The sequence below is a fragment of the Pseudoalteromonas sp. QJM3NY_22 genome, from assembly GCF_056173065.1.
The window spans coordinates 2578564-2598697 of record NZ_CM149655.1 but is presented as its reverse complement, the minus strand read 5'-3'; the positions used below and the strand labels follow the sequence as shown (position 1 = coordinate 2598697).

The window sequence follows — 20134 nt, the reverse complement described above, 5'->3', positions numbered from 1 at the left end:
GACCCCTAGGCAACTTTTTGGATTTTATATAAATGCAACGCATGTCCACCAATGAGCCTTATTATCTTTTCCCTGAACTCATCAAAACCATCCAAGCTGATTTTGTCGCCTTGCTGGAGTAGATTAATTCCCTCAAAACACTGAAAGACCCAACGTAATGTTGGGTTAGATATTTCTTTATTGATTTGATTCGCTATCGTGGCTTTTTCTTTTTTCATATTCGCTCTCATTCGTCTTTGCGCGATTGAATAAACTAACAATGAAAGTGTCATCACCATCAACAGAGCATCTATTCTACTTGGCTTTTTGATAAATAATGATGAAACAAAAAACAAGGGGTCTTTTAAAAACCTAAACCCTTTTTCTACTTCAGATTGTGCTTTGTAATGCTTAAGTAAACCTACTGGTGAAAGGGCTTCTTTATCAATATTCGTTGCTAATACGAAGCATGACTTTTGTTCTACAATCTGTTTTATTGCGCTTTCGTTTTCTTCAATTTCTGCCGTGATTTGCCATTCAATATTTTTTACTGGCGCATCTTTTTTAGGTCGCCCTTTACCTTCATAGACTTTATGCTTAATAAATTGCTGAGTCGCTATTTGATGATGCTTCATCTTTTTCGCTAATTTATCTAATGCGCGTTGTGCGTCAGTTTGACAAGCGAAACGTTGAGCTTGTAAATGGAAGAGGTCTTTTTTGATGCCTGTGTGTGCTCGCTCAACTTGTCGAACAATGCTTTTTTGTGCTCGGCTATTAGCTGCTTTTGAATAAATAATCATCCATCTTTGCTTTATCCCCATATGCTCAATCTCTTCAACAACATATTGATAGTTATCATCAATATTAACCCATTGGTTGGCTGCTATGGCTGTACTTATAGAGGATTTTTCAAGAGAAATTGTTGAAGGTACTAGCGTGAGAAATTGAATTTTGGTTAAAAACTCAGCATTACTTTTATGATAAAGTTTACAGTCTGCCACAAGGTATTTAGGAGCTTGGCTTTTTTTGAACTCGTCAACAAGCGCCTTACTTCGCGCTTTAAAAATAGCGGTGTCTGCGCTGTTACCATCCCAGTTTTTACATGCAAGCGGGATCCCACCATCTTGGCTAACAATGATTTCTTGTACGACTTGTTTTAAATCAGGACGGTGAGCCTTGCTATAGCCATGAGTAATTTTAATGACGTTTTCATCACTATCTCCATCATCAAAAGCATATTCACCTGTCAGTGAGTGACTCGTTGTATCAAGTGATTCAAAGGTTTTATCAACTTGTTCTATTTCACATGCTTGTCCGGAGACTAATGAAAATAAGCTTTCACAGCCAAACTCGAAGCATTGATCGAGAGTTCTACCAAGTTTGTGACGATTAAAATGTGATGCTTGAACCCCTTCACGAAATAAATGTTCAAGAGGCAAGTTAGTAAAAAATTGAGGGCTGAGTGATAAAGGTCGATTGGCAAAACCGAGTCCATTCATGATCATGCCTTTTACAGCTTCACCGGGGGTGATTTCTTGTTTATCGTCTTGAGGTAAGTATTGATCTAAAAGGCTGACAATTTTTAAGTCTTCTATAACACCTGAAACAATACCGTGATGGTCTAACCGTTTGATTTTTAGATTCATATACACCTCAAAGTTGAGATGTTATTTTATCAAATTAAAGAGAATTAAGCGTTTAAATTAAATCGAAATTTTTGAAATTGGTCTGATCAATGTCTGAGTAAACACGTTGCTGAGCACGTTGTTTCCACATATCGGCAGAGAGCTTATTAAGTGGCTGTGTTTTAGTTTTGGTTTGCAGGCGGGCACGATCAAACCCTGCATTTAAGCGTTGTACAAACTGCGGCTGGGTGATTATACCGCTGTCACGCATTATTACGTTTTGCATATAACTGGCAAAGCCCTCGCTTAGCCAAAAACCGGAGTAGGGAAGTAGCGGCAAATATAAATGTGAAAGTTCATGGTATAGCGTCCAATCTTTAGTGAATGCTTTTAAACTGGCGTAACGATCTATATGTAGTTCTAGCCCATCGGGATTATTTCGCTTTACAGTAGCCCAAGGTACTGGCTCAAAAGCAAAGTATTGCGGTTTTAAATAAATAGGCAAAGTGGTTTGTTTTAAAGGCCCCAGTGTATTTTGTGTTTTTTCAACACTTTGATTCACCCAAGTAGACACCGTCCTTTGACCACTATTTGAGAGTGAATTGAGGTTGTGTATTACTACCTCAACGGCTAACGTTTTAAACGAGTTGATTGATAGTAGCAATATAAAAAAGAGTGTAACTATTCACCATGGTAAATTATTTTCAAAGGATCTTTTTTAACTATTGACCGATCCCGCCAGTATGCCAAGCTAGGGCTATGACCTAATAGCCCTAGCTTCAATGAATTTAAACAGCATCAACATCGACGAAATCGTTGAGAAAACCAAAGCTCAATTACAAGAAGGTAAAACTCTCACGCCTGCGCTGAAGATGTCTATTGAACTCATTCTGGTTGTCGTTGTTATGTTAGCAAGTAAATTAGGACTTAACAGTAACAATAGCAGTATCCCGCCATCAAAAGACATCAACCGAAAAAAACAAAACAAAGAGAAATCAGCCAAGTCAGCGGGTGGTCAAAAAGGCCGTGCAGGTAAAACACTAACCCAAACACAGACGCCTGATGAGATCAAAATCATCCTAGTTGAACGTGATTTTTTACCGAAAGGTCACTACCGTGAAATTGGCTTTCAAAAACGACAGGTTGTCGATATAGATATCAGGAAAGTGGTCACTGAATACCAAGCACAAATTCTGGAAAATGAGCAAGGTAAGCGTTTTATTGGTGAATTTCCAGAAGACGTTAACAGTCCTATTCAATATGGGGTTGGTGTAAAAGCCCATGCAGTTTACCTATCCCAATATCAATTACTCCCTTACAACCGCATTGAAGAATATTTTTGTGATCAACTCGGTATTCCAATCAGTGCGGGTAGTTTATTTAACTTTAATGAACAAGCAGCGGCCTTGGTAAAGTCCTCCGGCGCAGAAGCCGCGCTCAAGAAAGCCCTGAAAACGACTTATCAAGCCTTACACGTTGATGAAACGGGGATTAATATAGGTGGTAAACGACGATGGCTTCATGGTGCATCAACGACGTGGTGGACGTATTTTTACCCGCATGAGAAAAGAGGGAAAATAGCGATGGATGACGCCGATATTTTACCTCACTTTACTGGGGTACTATGCCACGACCACTGGAAACCGTATTATCAATATACACAGTGCCAACATGCCTTGTGTAATGCACATCATATCCGAGAGTTAGAAAGGGCATGGGAGCAAGACGGTATGCAATGGGCAAAGGATTTGCAAACCCTACTGACTGAAATCAATAAACATCAAATAGATAACCCCGAGCTAGATGCAGACACAAAAGCTCACTATATAGAGAAATATCAACAAATATTGGCTCAAGGTGACATTAAATGCCCTCCACCGGATAGAAACAGCCGAGTAAAAGGCCAGCGAGGCAGATTGAAACGAACAAAGTCTAGAGCGTTGTTAGAGCGGTTAAGAGATTATCAAGATGATGTCTTACGGTTCATGACGGAAACAGCGGTGCCTTTTAGCAACAACCAAGGTGAGAATGATATTAGGATGACCAAGGTTCATCAAAAGATATCTGGGTGCTTCAGAAGCATGCAAGGTGCAGAGATGTTTTGTTTAATCAGAAGCTACCTCTCGACTTGCAGAAAACAGCATGTATCAGCAAGCCTAGCCCTTGAATTACTCTTCAAAAATCAGTTACCTGATATATTTATTGAAAATGTGGCTGAATAGTTACAAAAGAGTTTCATTAAAGTGTTCCACTGTAATTTAATAGCTAATACGATAAGGCTAATTAAACAAGACCAACTCATGACGTAAATAGTCACAGTTAATTTGTTATTTTTTTAAATGATAGTAACTATAAAAGTACAAATACAGACACTCCTTAATTAGCATGCTTTAATCATATTTATAGAACCTTTGTAGGTGTTAGCAATGCAGTACCAACATATAAATGTGCCAACGCAAGGTCAAAATATCACGATAGACCAATACGGACAGTGGCAAATTCCGTTAGAACCTATCATTGCTTATATTGATGGCGATGGCGTGGGTTTAGATATCATGCCGGTAATGCGCCACGTTGTTGATAGTGCAATTGAGCATTGTTACAAAAACGCTCGTAAAATACATTGGATGCAGGTTTATAACGGCGAGCAAGCCGCAAAGCTGTATGACGGTGACTGGTTTCCACAAGAAACAATTAACGCAGTACGCGCCTGTAAAATTGCCATAAAAGGGCCGTTAACAACGCCGCTGGGTGGTGGCTTTCGCTCACTCAATGTAGCCCTCAGGCAAGAAATGGATTTGTTTGTAAATATGCGCACTATAAAAGGCTTTAGTGCACTCCCTTCTCCTTTAAAAAATCCTTTTTTAACAAACATAACCGTGCTGCGCGACAGCAGCGAGGATGTGTATTCAGGTATTGAATGGCAAGCAGGCAGTGTAGAAAGCGAAAAAATGCTCGACTTTTTATGCGAAGAAATGGGGGTAACGCGCTTAAGGTTTACACAAGAGTGCGGTATTGGCATTAAAAATATATCCAAAGAAGGCTCTGAACGACTAATGCGCTTTGCAATTAAGTATGCACTTAAAAACGATAGTGAATCCTTAACACTAGGGGCTGTTGATCTTTCACATTGGTAGCCAAATCATTGCACATGCCAGCGCTAACATACTCTCAAACTGTAATTTCAATTTATCGTACCTTGTCGCTATAGCACGGAAGTGCTTTAGCCTTGCAAAGGCATTTTCAACTAAATGCCTATATTTATATAAGCACCAATCAATATCACCATTACCTGTTTTTGAGTTTTTCTTTCTAGGGATCACTGGGCTTGAGTTTCTCTCTCGAACCTTATTTCTAATGACTTCACTATCATAGCCTTTGTCTGCGATAACAAAATCGCCTTGGGGCAATAATTCAATCAGTTCATTTGCCACTTTACTATCATGAACATCGCCGCCTGTAATAATAAATTCAATTGGTAAGCCATAACTATCAACAGCTAAATGAATTTTACTTGTATTACCGCCACGACTTAATGCTATCGCTTGTTCTTGTTGAGACGCAGCACCTGTACTGTGTTGATGTGCTTTAACATAACTGCCATCAATGAATTCCCACTCAGTGTCACTATTGGCGGATAATGATTTGAACAACCTTATTAATATTCCTTTTTTAGACCAAAGTAGAAATCGGCGGTAAATAGTATTCCATAAACCAAAACACTCAGGGAGGTCACGCCATGGGCAACCAACACGTAAGCGATATAAAATTCCTTCCATCGTTTGTCTGTGTTCAAGCTTGTTATAAACTCTATCTTCAAGCAAAATTGATTTTAGCTTCGACCACAACTTATCAGTGAGCATTAATCGGGGCATGGTAATCTCGTAAGGTTTGTTTTTGGCGAAGTAAATTATACGAGATTACCGCTTACGCACAAAATTCAAACAAAGATCAACAGCCCCTAGTGCACAAAGGCAATGTACTTAAATTTACCGACGGGGCATTTAAGCGTTGGGGGTTTGCACTTGCACAAAGCGAGTTTAATGCCACCGCACATGAAAATGGGCGTTGGCTGCAAATAGAGCGAGGACACCAAGCGCCCTTAATTATTAAAGAAGTCATAGCTGATAACATGCTGCAACAATGTTTAATGCATCCAGAGCAATTTGATGTAGTGGTGACGACTAACCAAAACGGCGACTTTTTAGCGGATATGCTAAGCGCACAAGTTGGTGGTGTTGGCATAATGCCCGCAGCTAATTTAAATAATGATGTTGCATTTTTTGAGCCCACACACGGCACGTTTGAACGTATAGCAGGGCAAAATAAAGCAAACCCCAGCAGTAGTATTTTAAGTGCGGTATTAATGCTTAAATTTATGGGATGGGAGGAGGCCGCATTACTGATAGAAAGTGCGTTAGAGCAAACATTTAAAAGTGGTGAAGTAACCTTTGATTTAGCGCAAGAGCAGAGCGATAACTCAAGTATTCATAACTCGACAACCTTAACTTGTACTGGCTTTGCAAAGAAGGTTATCGAGCACTTTTAAACACATTCATTATTAAGCTGCTGAGGCAGTTTTTACTCTGTGCATACAAGGGCGGTTGGTTAACTGCGCTGCACGATGGTAAATATCATGTGCTTGAGGTTCATCGCATTGTGTACCGCTAAGCGTATCCATTAGTGCGACAACAATAATTGCAGGAACCTGGCAGCAATATTCATCTAAAACAGCTTCTGTCGTTTGCGCATCAACATGGCAAAGCGGGTGGTTTTTAAGTTGGTATGCGTTTAATAATGTATCTACTTCTAATACATCATCTGGCTGATGTTTTGTTTTACGACATTTACAACCAAACTCATCAACTAAAGTAGCTAATGCTTGATAAGTCTCAGTGGTGTTAGCTTTAGTGCATAACTGTTCTTCAATAAACTGATGTAAATTAGCATCAATAAATAACCCGTCTTGTTGTGTGAAGCTTGATGTTGTCATAATTATTACTCTTAGTTTGTTGGCTTAACTTCACTCTAGCGCTAAGTGTATTATTAATGAAATTATTGTTTTCAATAACTGATATTGATTTCATCAATAGTAAGTTTTAAAACTAAATAAAAAATAGAAAACATACCTAAATTATACTAATTAATTTGGTGCAGAGTGGTAAAAACGTGCACAAAACTGGAACAAGGGGAGTCATTGAGGAATAAAGATGGATTCTTAGTTAATTGTTTTTATTGAATTTTAATTTTATTATGAAGTTGGTACTAAGCTTGCTAATCATACACTGTAGGTAGACTCCTATATCGACGATTTCCAAAAGCGCCATGGTATTTTCCCAAAGTTGAATACCACGGCGCTTTTTATTTTTCGCGTGTATTTTATTTAGTCGTAACAATAGTAATGCTAAATTTTAATAAAGTAAGGAATAGCAACCAAAATAGCGCCTACAATCAACAGCATGCTCACACTGCTCATAAAATACGGAAATACCAATAGCGATAAACCAATACAAAGTGGCACTACGGCTTTTTTTCTTCGCCCGTAAGTAAGGTAGCCAATACCAATGCCGCCAAACAAAACACTCCACGCAATTATTGATGCACTATCCATTTGTAAATTACCTATTGTGAAATACTGATTTAAATTACGACCGACATAGCCAGCTTCTCAATACCATGTGAAGGAGTCCATCTTTTAAATTCCACGAAGCCATGCTTTTTATATAAATTTATTGCAGGAGTATTAGCAACCGCAGTCTCCACTATTGCATGAGATAAATCACCCATTGCTAAAACATAACTTATTAGCTTACTTGCGATACCTTTTTTAAAATGATTAGGATCAACGGTTAAACTAAAAATATCTAAACACTCGTTGTTTGTATCTACTTCAATAACGGCTGCTAAACATTCATTTTCGCTGTAGCCATAAAAAGTTGTTTCTGACTTTTTTATACCTCTTGAATTCAAGTATTACGCGCTAAAGGAGGAAAGTTATGCGCGCCGATCAGTTTAGCCTCCATAGCATAGGATTTTTGAAAGACAGCAAAAATTTTATTTGCAGTATCGTTATTCTTATTATTAAGTTTGTTTATCATTGTCTTCTTTTTTAGAAAATAAAGTATGAATACCATATGCCGTAATAAAACCTCCGGCACCAATTGTGAAAAAAAGAAATAAATAAAACTTTTTCGGGTTATTTTCTAAAGATGCCACTGCCGGCTCATTGTATCTCTTATGAATGACACCACTTTCGTAATTAAAATAGCTGCGTAAAAGAATAAACAAACCTAAAACAATACACAGGAGCGCTCAGGGCGCGAGCATACTTTGTTAAAAATGTTAACCAAAAAGAAGTTCTTCTCTAAAAGCATCATCATAACAAGCTCTTACACACTTACTTCTTATTGACCCCTTGCTTTTCGTATGCTGCTTTATCATGTTCCTAACGACGCGTCTAAATAGTGCCATATGTTGCGCACTTAATGGCTCATGTATTTGACAGGCATCTTCTTTAAATACGACATCCAGTATCCAGTGTTGCTGATTTTCTATCAGCCAATGTTGTCTTATTGCTTTACTTATCAATATATTGTCTGTCAACGATGTTAGGTAGTAATGTGTGTCAATACTCGTTCTATTACCCTTCGTTCGCTCTCGCTGCACCGCAACGATTGTTCTAACTGATGGCCAGCTCTCTTTAATTTCACTCGGTAATAAACGCGCATCAAGACAATCTATCGTGCGTACTTCTTTTCGCCCATGCCCTTCATCTTGTGTTACATGACTAAGTATCTCTGAGTTTTCAGATTCATACTGGTGTGTAAATGCATCTTGAATCGCGCTATAAAGTTTCTTTTGATTACCCTTTGCTTGCACTAGATAATCTGCATGTCTGCTAATTAGCTGTTTTAGCGTTTCTTTTTGGCAGTGCAAAGCATCAAGTGTAATGACGGTGTTATTGATATCGAGTATTTTCAATAAATCCCGAACTGCCGGTATTTCATTCGTCTTACTGCCAACTGTTTGGTGGAATAATGTGAGACCTGCTTCACAATCAAATGCTGAGACGAGATGTAATTTATCAGCAATGTGTTTACTTGCTCCGCGAATAGTTTTGCCATCGAAGGCAATGACAGGATGCGCTGACTTAACGCGGTTTTGATTGACCCAGCTATACATCGCGAGTAGTAATGAGTCAGTATCAACGGTTCTAAAAATCCGAGCAATACTATGTCGAGTGGGTATGCCATTTTTGAAAGAACGAAATCCTCTTAACCAATTAAGCTTACTTTCGCCATAGACTTCAATGTCTTGCCAGTTTTCACACCCTGATGTAACGGCAGTAATAATAAGAAAAAGCACATCAACTAAGTTATGGTGCTGATTTATATGTGAACGATTATCTTTGACGAGTTCTAAATGTGAGAAGAGTGACATAATAAGTTTAAGGTGATGAAATTTATGGTATTAGATCATAAAATTTGTTTATTTACAAAGTGTGATCCCGCCCTGCAGGAGCGCTTTACTTATTTTCTTAGTGTTATTTTCAGCTATTACTATTTGTTGCGCAGATTTCGGCTCGTTACGATTTGGTTTAGCTAATTCATCTTTAAGTCGTTTGTAGTTTTCGGGATATTTATGCGCATCAATACTTTCAAGTGCTTCGTTTAATTCACTAAGTGAATAAGTAGAGTAATCAATATTTATAAGAATGCGTCCTTAAGTTTTTATTATATAGAGTTGGTGTTTGATTTAATGACTGTAAGCAGAACTTCAAACGATTTAATCAGAGTCCAGATTATTTAATAATTCTACTGATTAACTGTAGTGTTAACAACTGGGGTCTGTTGATCTCTGCGGATAAAAATTTGTTCAAACTAGGGTCTATTTAAGTACGGCGCGAGATTTGTAACCTTGTGGGTGAAGTAAAAGCCGAGCAACAATGAGTAAATAGCCCCTTAGTAAATGAATAAACAATTCATATTTAATTACCTATCTGCAATTGTTGTAGCAAACGCTAATAACTCACGCCTTAACCATTGGTGCGCTGGCGCATGGTGCAGCAGTGGGCTCCATATCATTTTCACTTCAATAGGCACTATTTGAAATGGTACAGGGCTGATTACTAAATCAGTATGAGAGGTTAATAACTTAGCTTGCCTGCGCGGTAGGGTGGCAATAAGTTGCTCTGATTGGCAAAGCAGGCTTGCGACCATGTAGTGGCGAGTAAAAACACGTATTTTACGGGTTTGTTCTAGTTGCCAAAGCGCTTCATCTACCCAGCCTAATTTTTGCTTTCCTGATTTATTAGTAACAGCGGCTTCAGGCCCCCAGCCGGCACGATTTACCCAAACATGCTCTTTTTTTAAGTAGTCGTCTAACCCTGATTGTTGTAAAAATGTATTTTTAGGATGCGTTAAACAACAGTAATTATCGCGCCAAACACTGGCTTGATGAAACGAGCGTGGCAGGCCATTAAAGCGATTTATTGCTAAATCTATAGTGCCTTTTTCCATGTCTTGCAGGTTTACGTCGCTTGGACTTAACACATCAAAATTAATACCGGGGTTTTTACTAAGCTGCGCCGTTATAAAAGGGGCTATTAGGGTCAACTCTATGTAGTCGTTTGCCATTATTCTAAACGTAACTTCAGCAGTTGTAGGGTTAAATTGCTCACTAGGCTGCGTAATAGCTTCAGCCATTTTTAAGAGCGCCTCAACTTCAGGCTTTAATGCAAGTGCCTTTGCCGTTGGCGTCATAGAGCCTGCAGCACGCACCAGCAGTGGGTCGTCAAATAAATCGCGCAAACGTTTTAATGCGTTACTCATAGCCGGTTGCGTAAGCGCGAGCTTATTCGCAGCTTTTGACACACTTTTTTCATCGATAAGTACATTTAAGTAAACTAACAAGTTGAGGTCAACGTTTCTTATATTCATATGGGCGTGCTGGCCTTTCAGGGTTGAAATTTGTTCAATCTAGGGACTATTTAATCGCGGCGCGAGGTTTGCCACCTAGTGGGCTAAGTAAAAATCGAGCAAAGCTTCCGCGTCCTGCTCACGCCCTTACCTACATCCCTGTCTCTTATACACAAGTCTTTGAATATCGTTAAGTCTGTGATCTAATCGATCATCATCACTCATAGATTTATCATATGCACACAAACACTTCTGAAGAATGGGCTCAATTAATTTTTGGTAACGCTAATTTAGGAGATCCGAGACGCACCCGACGATTAGCTCTACTAGCAAGCGATATGGCTGAGAATGCAGACAGCTCAATTGTTAAGGCTTCTGATACACCCGCAAAAATTGAAGCCGCTTATCGTTTCATTAGAAATGAGAAAATATCCCCTCAAGCGATTGCCGATTCAGGATTCTCACAAACGAGTGAAGCGGTAAAGCAGTTGCCTTTGGTTCTCGCTATCCAAGATACGACAGGATTGACATTTAAACACAGTGTTTGCAAAGAATTAGGCGATGTGAACTGTGCAAATACATTAGGAAAACCATCAAAAACAAGAACGCTATATGCGCATTCAACTTTAGCAATTGATGCAGATACGGAGCACGTTATTGGTTTACTCGACCAGTCCTATTGGTTTAGGAAATCAAAGGTTAAAGGGACTAAAGATCAACAACAGCAACGCCCTTACGAAGAGAAAGAAAGCTATCGCTGGCAACAAACATTAATGGATATAAAAAAACGTACAGGTGAATTATCAAATATACTTAACATCTGCGACAGAGAAGCTGACATTTATGAGTACATGACTTACCAAAAAGATGAAGGGCATCGATTTTTAGTCAGAGCAAAAGAAAATAGAAAATTAATAGAGCCTCAATGCAATCTCAATCAGTTAATAGAAACAGCGCAGGGTCAGTGTTGTTACACTATTAATATAGCGCAACGTGCGGGAAGAAAAGCGCGTCAGGCCCGAATTACATTGAGCTATCAACCTATAACACTCGCCAAGCCTAAGCGAGTACAAGGGCAAGAATCACCGACATTGAGCGTCAATGTCATTGTCTGTCAGGAAAAAGAAAGTACGCAAAAAAATCCATTATGTTGGATTTTATATACGACAGAGCCCGTAAATACAGCAGAAGATGCCCAGAAATTAGTAAGATACTATGAACTTCGCTGGCGTGTAGAGGAGTTTCATAAAACATGGAAAACAGATGGAACCGAAGTAGAAGATTTACGTTTGCAGCACAGTGATAATATTTTACGAATTGCGATCATTAAAGCGTTTATTACTGTCAGGTTATTACAGCTGCAAAATATGGCGCAAAGGAGTGAATTAGACAAAGAAGTGAGATGTACAACTTGTGTTAAAGAGATGACGTGGAAATTACTATGGGCAAAGGTTGAAAAGGATGTGTTGCCGGATAAAGTACCGTCTCTCCATTGGCTATACTATAGTTTAGCGAAATTGGGAGGGTGGTATGACAGTAAAAGAAATGGTCGAGTTGGCGTAAAAGCACTCTGGAAGGGGTGGTTGAAATTAGCAGAAATGGTCGAATCTGCCGAATTGTTAATATCAATTCAGCAGACAGAAAAGTTGTGATCAAGAGACAGACCTACATCCATGTAGGCAACAAAGAGTTAATCGTCCCTAGAAAGAACCCTATGGGCAGTCTGTATTTGGCCTTTATGCAGCGTTAAAGTACATTTATGGGGAGTCACCACACTACATGTACTTTGCCTTGCTTAAAAACCAAATACACGGCTGAAAAATTAACCTCGAAAGGTCAATACGCCCAATAAATTCTATTTATATGCTTTATTAATTATCTAAATTAAAGCCTGCTTGCTAAGGTGTAAACAATTAATAAAAATAACCGCCATAACTGGCATCAATATAAGTGCTGTATTTATGCAAAATAGGCTAACAAATCAATCTAATAATACGCTGAAAAACGTTATTGCCAGCAAGCTTGCACGATCTGTTTTTGCTGGATTTGAGGCGATGTTTTCGCAATTTTTAAATATTACACTGGGTGCGCAAAGCCGTTTTGAACAACGAAAGTATCACAGTGTGCAAAGTGCTATGCGTGAGCGTTTACAGGTTTACGAGCGCGAAGTAAAAAACGTGAGTGAAGCCGTGAGAGTTATCGCTTATGCTGAGCTTACTTGCCCGCAAACGTGGCAGTTAGCTAAAAATATTTACGGCGATATGGTACAAAATCACGAAAATAAACCAATAGCGCATACCTTTTTTAATTCAACATTTGGTGCAATTTGGGACGATAAAAAAATTCGTACAGTGCATTTGTTCGTATTAAAAGCAAAGTATCGTAGTGAGCCACGCTCTTACGAAAGCTTAGTGAGTAGGGTATCGCTACATAATGGGTTTAATAACGCCGTTAAAACGCTTATCACTAATCAAGTATTTAGAGTGCCATTTAGTCAGTTAGAGCATGATGTAGCCATATTACAAAGTACGTTAATGCAAGGCGCTAAGCAGCAATGCAAACAGGTGTACGAACTTATAAATTTAAACGACGGGTATATTGAATACGCCAACTCATTATTTTTTAGAAACAAAGCCTGCTATTTAATTGGGCGCTGCATTGCTAAAAATGGCGACAATATGCCTTTTGCTATCGCTATTTTAAATACCGATGAGGGACTAAAGCTTGATGCTGTAATGATGGGCGCCGATCAATTAAGTTTATTATTTGGTTTTGCACGCACCTATTTTATGGTTGATACCGATAAGCCCGCACGTTATGTAGATTACTTAAGTGTATTAATGCCACACAAACAACGCTTTGAGTTATTTAACGCCATTGGTTTTATAAAGCACGCTAAAACTGAGTTTTATCGGCACAAGGTTGATACGACTAAAAATAGCCCAGCCAACTTTAAGTATGTTAAAGCGCCAGGTACGCCGGGTATGGTAATGCTGGTATTTACTATTGAAGGGCTAGATTACGTTTATAAAGTAATTAAAGACAAATTTAGTGCGCCAAAAACAGCCACCAAAGCACAAGTGAAAGGAAAGTATAACTTTGTAAAACAAGCCGATAGGGTTGGGCGTTTGGTAGACACACACGAATTTAGATATTTAGCGTTTGATTTAAGCCGTTTTAGTGATGAACTTCTTGAGCAGATGAAAAGCCAAATTGGCAGCAGCATAGTTATATCTGGCAAGGCACTCATTTTAAAGCATCTTGAATTCAAGTATTAAGTGCAATCATTATGCAGCCACCAGAACTTCTGATTGCCCCGTAAATAACTCATGAGGGGTTTTATACCCTCTTGTTTTTCTTGGCCGATGGTTGAGCTTATCAACTGCCGCCTGTATTTCTGCTTCACTTAGCGACATAAAGTCAGTTCCCTTGGGGAAGAAGCGTCTAAGTAAGCCGTTGGTATTCTCATTTATGCCCCGCTCCCATGATGAATATGGGTGAGCGAAATACACATCCGCTTCTAATTTTTGTGCAATATGCTCATGGTGAGCAAACTCTTTTCCATTATCTAAAGTCACGGTAATAACCTTACCTTTATAGGGTGTCATACACTTGATCAGCGCATCGGCTGTTATTTTCGCATGCTTGCTTTCAATTCTGTGAACGACTGTATATAACGTTTTACGTTCAACCATTGTAACAAGGGCATTTTTACGCCCTTTGCCTATCACTGTATCGCCCTCCCAATCACCAATCCTAGACTTTGAATCCACAATACTTGGGCGTTCATCAATACTGACTCGATTAACTATCTGTCCACGTTTATCGTAGCTTCCATAGCGTTTTTTATACTTTTTACATGCACGAGTGAGTGTCTTATGTAGTTCACCACCACGAGCCTTGTCTCTGTAAATATATTGATAAATCGTTTCATGATGCAAAACGACCTTTTTCTCTAAAGCTAAGCGGCCTGCCACCTGCTCTGGCGAAAGTCCGTCAACCAACAATTTATTAATCCAGTCAGTAACATCATCTGTTAACTTACTTGCTTTGAAAGATGACTTGCGTCTTTGCTCTGCAAAATTATTGGCTTGGTTAGGTCGATAGCCTTTAAGCCCTTTATTGCGTTTTAACTCTCTAGAGATAGATGACGGTGAACGAGTGAGTTCATCAGCTATCTGTTTTTGGTTATTTCCTGCTTTTATTAACGCGTAAATCTGGTATCTTTCTGCTTGTGTCAGCTGTTTATATTTCATTAAAGCAATTTCCTTTGGCGAGAGAATGGCCGAATTATAACAGCTGGCCATCTAATCTGAGAAATTGCACTTATTATCCGAATTTAGGCATGTTTATGTTGAGCGTAAAATGACCCCACTTAATTTATATATTAACCAATGCGATAACAAAACCTTAGAGAGCGTGATGCATGACTACGGTAAAGCAATTAAAGAATTAGCGGGCGCTAATATATTTCCGGGCGACATGCTAATGAAAAACTTTGGCGTAACGCGATGGGGGCGAGTGGTGTTTTACGACTTTGACGAAATTTGCCCGCTTACCGATTGTAACTTTAGAGACGTGCCACAAACCCAAAATGCACTCGAAGAGCTAAGTAGTAACTCGTATTTTGATATAGCTGAAAACGATATATTTCCGAGCCAATTTAAGGTGTTTTTTAGTGCCAACGATATTGCGTTTAACTATTTTAATAATGAGCACAGTAACTTGTTTTTAGCGACGTTTTGGCAGAGTTGTCAGCAACAAATACATAATGGTTATCTACCCGATGTTTATCCTTACAAACAAAGTTGGCGCTTTTGAGGTTGTTTGAATCTGTGTTCATCCCCATCTATATGTTATTACAGTTTTTAAACTTGGAGTAATAATGAAATATATTTCTCATGAAGATGGCAATCTTGCATTTAGTGAAACCGAAAAGCCGGTTTTAAAGAGCCATGAAGTACTTGTTAAAGTTGCAGCAATAGGTGTAAACCGTGCAGACAGTATGCAGCGCCAAGGTAAATACCCGGCCCCTGCGGGAGATAGCCCGATTTTAGGTTTAGAATGTGCGGGTACAGTTACTGAGCTTGGAAAAGATGTAGATAAAAGCTGGCTAAACAAGCGTATTTTTACGTTGTGCTCAGGTGGTGCTTATAGCGAATATGTAGCAGTTGATGCAAAACAGCTTATGGAATTACCCGATGATGTAACAATGGCTGAGGGCGCTGCAATAAGCGAAGTGTATTTAACGGCATTTGGCGCATTATTTGAGCTTGGTAAATTACAAAAAGGGCAAACAGCGCTTATTCATGCAGGTGCTAGTGGCGTAGGCGGTGCAGCAATTCAAATGGCTAAAAGCGCAGGTGCTACCGTGGTTATTACCGCTGGTACGGATGATAAATGCCAACACACAAAAGAGCTCGGTGCCGATCATACAATTAACTACAAAACTACTGACTTTGTAGAATATATGAAAGCTAATGAGTTAACAGCAAATGCAATTGTAGATCCTGTTTCGGGTAGTTACTTAAATAAAAATGCCGCTATTGCAGCCATGGATTGCCAAATTGTAATGCTTGCATTTTTAGATGGACGCTTTGCAGAAGTTGATTTTGCCGCCCTTTTACAAAAGCGTATTTCGTTTCATGCCTCAACACTTAGAAATCGCAGTATTGATTTTAAACGCCAAGTACGCGACGACTTTGTAGCGCGTTTTTACAATGATATTGCCACTAAAAAGTACGACTTTAACCTGTATAAAACATTGCCTTGGAGCGACGCAAACGAAGCTCATGCTATTTTAGAGCGTAATGCAAACGCAGGAAAAGTGGTTTTACTTGTAGAGTAACTCTTTAATTTTAGAGTTTAGCCCATATACTAAGCCCTATAAAAAACACTTAAGGTTTAATAATGAATCCAATACTAGCAATACTTAAAGAGCACAATGTAAGCGACGAAAAAGTAAAAGCATTGTTTGAAGCGTTTACTCAAAACCCAATGATGGCAATGGCGCTTGTTCAAGAGCTTGGTATTCCGCCAGAAAAGCTACAGCAACTAATGGCAGTCGTAATGACTCAACCGCATCTGATTAAAGAAGCGACTGACGAACTTGGTTTGGATTTTGAAAAAGTAAAAGAAGCGAAAGAAAAACTAAATCAACAGTAATTGATAATCTAATTTTCAGATTGATCATATAGCAAGGTAAGCAACTACCTTACTATACCCGACGTAAACCTCACACTTTTTGTTACACTCTATATTGAACTACTCAGTATTTAGTTAGTCATAATAATACTTAATTAACGCAGGGAAATAATTATGAAACCGCTTTATAAGTTTTGGAAAAACAACCGCTCACTTATCGTATTTATTGCACTAATGAGCGTATTTAGAAGCGCTGTAGCCGATTGGTACGAAGTGCCAACAGGCTCAATGAAACCAACAATTCAAGAAGGTGACAGAATACTTACCGATAAAATGGCCTACGATATTCGTGTCCCATTTACGCATATAAAACTACTTAAACTAGCGGACCCACAACCCGGTGATATTATTGTTTTTGACTCACAAGCTGCCGATAACCGTTTAATTAAACGTGTAATTGGTGTGCCAGGGGATACGGTTGCGCTTGAAAATAATGAACTCATTATTAATGGTAAAAAACTTAATTATGCAGATCAGCAAAGCAACATAGACTCGCTTGATAAAATCGAAGATTTAAACGGATTAGCGCATTCTATAAGAGTGGCAAATATTCCTTCACGTTTATCGGGCTTTGACGCAATTACAATTCCTGATGATTATTATTTAGCAATGGGCGATAACCGCGACAATAGCGCTGACTCGCGTGTAATAGGTTTAATTCCGCGTAATGAGTTATTAGGAAAAGCAGAGCGCGTTATAGTGTCTCTTGATTACGATAACTATTACCTACCAAGAAAAGACCGCGTATTGAAAAAGCTCAATTAAATAAGATAATTAATTTTATAGTTAAAATATAACTGCCTATTTAGGCAGTTTACTTATATATTTTTTTACAAGCTTGGTAAGAACACTACGCTCTTGTTCGGTATTTAATACCTTACAAAAATCGCCACTGACTGCAGCGCCACAAGCACCTGCTTCAAACCACTGAGATATATTATCTAAATTCACACCACCAACAGGAAATACCTTAATAATATCAGCGTTATATTCAATTGCATTTGCTACATCGGTAGGTGTTAGTGCGCCCATTAATACGGGTAACCCGTGCTGGTGGGCAAGTTCGACAATCGGTTTGTTGTTTTAAGCGCAGTATGGCGACTAATTTGTGTTGCTTTATTTGGCTACTTACTTTTGTTCTGTTGGTATCTAAAATTTGGGTCATAATTACAATTCACTTTATTTAATGCAAAGGCGTTTGTATAAACGGCTAGGCTTAATATATGACTAAACATTAATTTTGCCCATAAAAAAACCGCTGACATATCAGCGGTTTTTATTGTATGAGTAATATTACATTACGCGCATACCAGGCTCTGAGCCGTCATCTGGGTTAAGAATATAAATTTCTTTTCCGCCAGGGCCCGCTGCTAATACCATGCCTTCAGACATACCAAAGCGCATTTTACGAGGCTTAAGATTAGCAACCATAACGGTTAGCTTACCTTCGATATCCTCAGGTGCATAAGCCGATTTAATACCCGCAAACACTTGACGAGTTTCGCCGCCTAAATCAAGTGTTAGCTTAAGTAGTTTATCTGCGCCTTCTACGTGCTCTGCTTTAGCAATCTTAGCTACGCGTAGGTCTACTTTTGCAAAATCATCGAACTCAATCTCGTCGCTAATTAGCTCTTTCGCAAGTGGGCTGTTAGGGTCAATTGTTACTTTTGGTGCTAAGCTTTCTTTAGATTCTTCAACCATTTTGTTCACTTTATCCATTTCAACACGTTGCATTAACGGTTTAAATTTATTGATAGGGTGGCTTACTAGTGCATTTTGAACGCCGTCCCATGCAAGGTCGTCATTTAAAAACGCTTGTACGTTATCAGCCATTCCTGGTAACACGGGTTTCAAGTAAGTAATTAAAACGCGGAACAAGTTAAGACCAAGAGAACACACTTCGTGTGCTTCTTGTTGCTTAGTTTCGTCTTTAATTAATACCCAAGGTGCTGCGCCATCAATAAATTGGTTTGCTTTGTCGGCAAGCGCCATTATTTCGCGAATTGCGCGGCTGTAATCGCGGTTCTCGTAGTGTGTTGTAATGCTCGGTGCAGCAGCTTGAAACTCTGCTAAAAGCTCTGGTTGCATAATAGTGTTGCTTAGCTTGCCATCAAACTTTTTAGTAATAAAGCCAGCACAACGGCTCGCTATGTTGACTACTTTACCTACTAGGTCTGAATTTACGCGCTGTGCAAAGTCTTCTAGGTTTAAATCAAGGTCAACAATACCGCTGCTTAATTTTGCTGCGTAGTAGTAACGTAAGTACTCTGGGTTTAAGTTATCTAAATAAGTACGCGCTTTAATAAACGTACCCTTTGATTTAGACATTTTTTCGCCATTCACAGTTACAAAACCATGAGCGAATACGTTAGTTGGCTTTCTAAAATTAGCGCCTTCTAGCATTGCTGGCCAAAATAAGCTGTGGAAGTAGATAATGTCTTTACCAATAAAGTGATAAAGCTCTGCGTCTGAACCTTCAGCCCAAAACGCATCAAAGTCGAGGCCTTTTTCGTCACATAGGTTTTTAAAGCTCGCCATGTAACCAATAGGTGCATCTAGCCAAACGTAAAAATATTTGCCTGGTGCATTTGGGATTTCAAAACCAAAATAAGGTGCGTCACGGCTAATATCCCACTGTTGCAGGCCATCGGTAAACCATTCGTCTAGCTTATTAGCCATTTCTTGTTGAATAGTTCCCGAGTGTAACCACTCCTTTAGCATGCCTTCAAAAGCTGGCAGGTCAAAAAAGTAATGCTCAGAATCTTTAAGTACAGGCTCAGCACCTGACATTACAGAACGCGGGTTAATAAGTTCGGTAGGGCTGTATGTAGCACCACACGAATCACAGCTATCGCCGTTTTGGTTTTCAGACTTACACGTCGGGCAAGTACCTGTTACAAAGCGGTCTGGTAAGAAAATACCTTTTTCAGGGTCGAATAATTGCGAAATAGTGTGCTTTTTAATATGACCGGCATCGTTTAGGCGGTTATAAATAAGTTCACTTAATTCTTTGTTTTCTTGGCTGTGCGTGCTGTGGTAGTTATCAAATTTGATATTAAAGTCAGCAAAGTCGCGTTGGCGCTCTATGCTCACTTGTTTTACCATTTCTTCAGGCGTGATCCCTTGCTTTTGCGCATTAAGCATAATTGGCGTGCCGTGGGCATCGTCTGCGCAAACATAATAAGCTTCGTGGCCTTGTAGTTTTTGAAAACGTGACCAAATATCAGTTTGAATATATTCCAATAAATGACCTAGGTGAGTAGGGCCATTTGCATAAGGTAATGCGCTGGTAATCAGGATCTTTCGCTGCGTCATAATCATTCCGAATTGAGGATAAAACGCCGTTTTTATTATACAAACGGCAATTATCATTAATTTATCTACAAGCTATCTGCTTAGAGTGCGCAC

General features: G+C 39.0%; 15 protein-coding genes and 6 pseudogenes. 9 read left to right on the top strand and 12 right to left on the bottom strand.

What is annotated here, in order from left to right; genetic code table 11:
* Positions 1 to 5: 5 nt before the first annotated feature.
* Positions 6 to 1625 carry an IS1634 family transposase gene (locus tag AC0VZ4_RS11780; protein ID WP_475439728.1) on the bottom strand — a complete coding sequence of 540 codons (1620 nt, stop codon included), beginning with the start codon at positions 1623 to 1625 and terminating at the stop codon, positions 6 to 8.
* Between the two features lie 97 nt (positions 1626 to 1722).
* A pseudogene (locus AC0VZ4_RS11775) lies at positions 1723 to 2289 on the bottom strand (M61 family metallopeptidase); the annotation flags it as partial.
* 97 nt (positions 2290 to 2386) lie between these two features.
* On the opposite strand from AC0VZ4_RS11775, the gene tnpC reads away from it, so the two are divergent.
* Together tnpC and AC0VZ4_RS11765 are read left to right on the top strand one after the other, a co-directional pair.
* Positions 2387 to 3826, top strand: a complete 1440-nt coding sequence (tnpC, locus tag AC0VZ4_RS11770; protein ID WP_475439674.1) for an IS66 family transposase — start codon at positions 2387 to 2389, stop codon at positions 3824 to 3826.
* Between the two features lie 204 nt (positions 3827 to 4030).
* Positions 4031 to 4714, top strand: a pseudogene (locus AC0VZ4_RS11765) (isocitrate/isopropylmalate family dehydrogenase); the annotation flags it as partial.
* 15 nt (positions 4715 to 4729) lie between these two features.
* Here the strand turns inward: AC0VZ4_RS11765 and AC0VZ4_RS11760 are convergent.
* The gene (locus tag AC0VZ4_RS11760; protein WP_475439649.1) at positions 4730 to 5479 is read right to left on the bottom strand and encodes an IS5 family transposase; all 750 of its coding nucleotides are present in this window, start codon (positions 5477 to 5479) and stop codon (positions 4730 to 4732) included.
* A 53-nt stretch (positions 5480 to 5532) separates the two neighbouring features.
* Between AC0VZ4_RS11760 and AC0VZ4_RS11755 the strand changes: the two are divergent.
* Positions 5533 to 6153: pseudogene (locus AC0VZ4_RS11755) on the top strand (isocitrate/isopropylmalate family dehydrogenase); the annotation flags it as partial.
* 12 nt (positions 6154 to 6165) lie between these two features.
* On the opposite strand, the gene AC0VZ4_RS11750 reads toward AC0VZ4_RS11755, so the two are convergent.
* The 6 genes and pseudogenes from AC0VZ4_RS11750 to AC0VZ4_RS11725 all read right to left on the bottom strand — a co-directional run bounded on the left by AC0VZ4_RS11750 (position 6166) and on the right by AC0VZ4_RS11725 (position 10543).
* Positions 6166 to 6597, bottom strand: coding sequence for a hypothetical protein (locus AC0VZ4_RS11750; RefSeq protein WP_033028414.1), 432 nt, complete (start codon positions 6595 to 6597; stop codon positions 6166 to 6168).
* A gap of 411 nt (positions 6598 to 7008) precedes the next feature.
* On the bottom strand, positions 7009 to 7215 hold the full coding sequence (locus AC0VZ4_RS11745; protein WP_007375422.1) for a hypothetical protein: 207 nt from the start codon (positions 7213 to 7215) through the stop codon (positions 7009 to 7011).
* A gap of 29 nt (positions 7216 to 7244) precedes the next feature.
* Positions 7245 to 7702 (bottom strand): annotated as a pseudogene (locus AC0VZ4_RS11740) (GNAT family N-acetyltransferase).
* Entirely contained in the window at positions 7686 to 7820 is a 135-nt protein-coding gene (locus tag AC0VZ4_RS11735; RefSeq protein WP_264299604.1) for a hypothetical protein, read from the bottom strand. The pseudogene AC0VZ4_RS11740 and the gene AC0VZ4_RS11735 overlap by 17 nt, the downstream one beginning before the upstream one ends.
* A 126-nt stretch (positions 7821 to 7946) precedes the next feature.
* Entirely contained in the window at positions 7947 to 9044 is a 1098-nt protein-coding gene (locus AC0VZ4_RS11730; protein ID WP_475439755.1) for an ISAs1-like element ISPsesp1 family transposase, read from the bottom strand.
* 551 nt (positions 9045 to 9595) lie between these two features.
* On the bottom strand, positions 9596 to 10543 hold the full coding sequence (locus AC0VZ4_RS11725) for a LysR family transcriptional regulator (RefSeq protein ID WP_475439754.1): 948 nt from the start codon (positions 10541 to 10543) through the stop codon (positions 9596 to 9598).
* Positions 10544 to 10758: 215 nt separating this feature from the next.
* Between AC0VZ4_RS11725 and AC0VZ4_RS11720 the strand changes: the two genes are divergently transcribed.
* On the top strand, positions 10759 to 12174 hold the full coding sequence (locus AC0VZ4_RS11720) for an IS4 family transposase (RefSeq protein WP_475439634.1): 1416 nt from the start codon (positions 10759 to 10761) through the stop codon (positions 12172 to 12174).
* A gap of 309 nt (positions 12175 to 12483) precedes the next feature.
* Positions 12484 to 13785: pseudogene (locus AC0VZ4_RS11715) on the top strand (isocitrate dehydrogenase kinase/phosphatase AceK regulatory subunit); the annotation flags it as partial.
* Positions 13786 to 13809: 24 nt separating this feature from the next.
* On the opposite strand, the gene AC0VZ4_RS11710 reads toward AC0VZ4_RS11715, so the two are convergent.
* The gene (locus AC0VZ4_RS11710; RefSeq protein WP_475441477.1) at positions 13810 to 14778 is read right to left on the bottom strand and encodes an IS30 family transposase; all 969 of its coding nucleotides are present in this window, start codon (positions 14776 to 14778) and stop codon (positions 13810 to 13812) included.
* Between the two features lie 85 nt (positions 14779 to 14863).
* On the opposite strand from AC0VZ4_RS11710, the pseudogene AC0VZ4_RS11705 reads away from it, so the two are divergent.
* The 4 genes and pseudogenes from AC0VZ4_RS11705 to lepB form a co-directional block, all read left to right on the top strand.
* Positions 14864 to 15343, top strand: a pseudogene (locus tag AC0VZ4_RS11705) (isocitrate dehydrogenase kinase/phosphatase-domain containing protein); the annotation flags it as partial.
* Positions 15344 to 15407: 64 nt separating this feature from the next.
* On the top strand, positions 15408 to 16370 hold the full coding sequence (locus AC0VZ4_RS11700) for a zinc-binding dehydrogenase (protein WP_475439753.1): 963 nt from the start codon (positions 15408 to 15410) through the stop codon (positions 16368 to 16370).
* A gap of 62 nt (positions 16371 to 16432) precedes the next feature.
* A complete protein-coding gene (locus tag AC0VZ4_RS11695; RefSeq protein ID WP_002963210.1) occupies positions 16433 to 16687 on the top strand; it encodes a DUF2999 family protein in 255 nt (84 codons plus the stop codon).
* Positions 16688 to 16840: 153 nt separating this feature from the next.
* Positions 16841 to 17491 (top strand): signal peptidase I, encoded by a 651-nt coding sequence (lepB, locus tag AC0VZ4_RS11690; RefSeq protein WP_475439752.1) that lies wholly within the window; start codon positions 16841 to 16843, stop codon positions 17489 to 17491.
* A 36-nt stretch (positions 17492 to 17527) separates the two neighbouring features.
* Here the strand turns inward: lepB and AC0VZ4_RS11685 are convergent, their stop codons facing one another.
* Together AC0VZ4_RS11685 and metG are read right to left on the bottom strand one after the other, a co-directional pair.
* Positions 17528 to 17758 carry a hypothetical protein gene (locus tag AC0VZ4_RS11685; RefSeq protein WP_475439751.1) on the bottom strand — a complete coding sequence of 77 codons (231 nt, stop codon included), beginning with the start codon at positions 17756 to 17758 and terminating at the stop codon, positions 17528 to 17530.
* A gap of 261 nt (positions 17759 to 18019) precedes the next feature.
* On the bottom strand, positions 18020 to 20041 hold the full coding sequence (gene metG, locus AC0VZ4_RS11680; protein ID WP_475439750.1) for a methionine--tRNA ligase: 2022 nt from the start codon (positions 20039 to 20041) through the stop codon (positions 18020 to 18022).
* Positions 20042 to 20134: the final 93 nt, after the last annotated feature.

Bases quoted from the DNA above. Each gene is read 5' to 3' on its own strand.
- AC0VZ4_RS11780 (WP_475439728.1), bottom strand. From the start codon at position 1,625: ATGAATCTAAAAATCAAACGGTTAGACCATCACGGTATTGTTTCAGGT.
- tnpC (WP_475439674.1), top strand. From the start codon at position 2,387: ATGAATTTAAACAGCATCAACATCGACGAAATCGTTGAGAAAACCAAA.
- AC0VZ4_RS11760 (WP_475439649.1), bottom strand. From the start codon at position 5,479: ATGCCCCGATTAATGCTCACTGATAAGTTGTGGTCGAAGCTAAAATCA.
- AC0VZ4_RS11750 (WP_033028414.1), bottom strand. From the start codon at position 6,597: ATGACAACATCAAGCTTCACACAACAAGACGGGTTATTTATTGATGCT.
- AC0VZ4_RS11745 (WP_007375422.1), bottom strand. From the start codon at position 7,215: ATGGATAGTGCATCAATAATTGCGTGGAGTGTTTTGTTTGGCGGCATT.
- AC0VZ4_RS11730 (WP_475439755.1), bottom strand. From the start codon at position 9,044: ATGTCACTCTTCTCACATTTAGAACTCGTCAAAGATAATCGTTCACAT.
- AC0VZ4_RS11725 (WP_475439754.1), bottom strand. From the start codon at position 10,543: ATGAATATAAGAAACGTTGACCTCAACTTGTTAGTTTACTTAAATGTA.
- AC0VZ4_RS11720 (WP_475439634.1), top strand. From the start codon at position 10,759: ATGCACACAAACACTTCTGAAGAATGGGCTCAATTAATTTTTGGTAAC.
- AC0VZ4_RS11710 (WP_475441477.1), bottom strand. From the start codon at position 14,778: ATGAAATATAAACAGCTGACACAAGCAGAAAGATACCAGATTTACGCG.
- AC0VZ4_RS11700 (WP_475439753.1), top strand. From the start codon at position 15,408: ATGAAATATATTTCTCATGAAGATGGCAATCTTGCATTTAGTGAAACC.
- AC0VZ4_RS11695 (WP_002963210.1), top strand. From the start codon at position 16,433: ATGAATCCAATACTAGCAATACTTAAAGAGCACAATGTAAGCGACGAA.
- lepB (WP_475439752.1), top strand. From the start codon at position 16,841: ATGAAACCGCTTTATAAGTTTTGGAAAAACAACCGCTCACTTATCGTA.
- AC0VZ4_RS11685 (WP_475439751.1), bottom strand. From the start codon at position 17,758: ATGGGCGCACTAACACCTACCGATGTAGCAAATGCAATTGAATATAAC.
- metG (WP_475439750.1), bottom strand. From the start codon at position 20,041: ATGACGCAGCGAAAGATCCTGATTACCAGCGCATTACCTTATGCAAAT.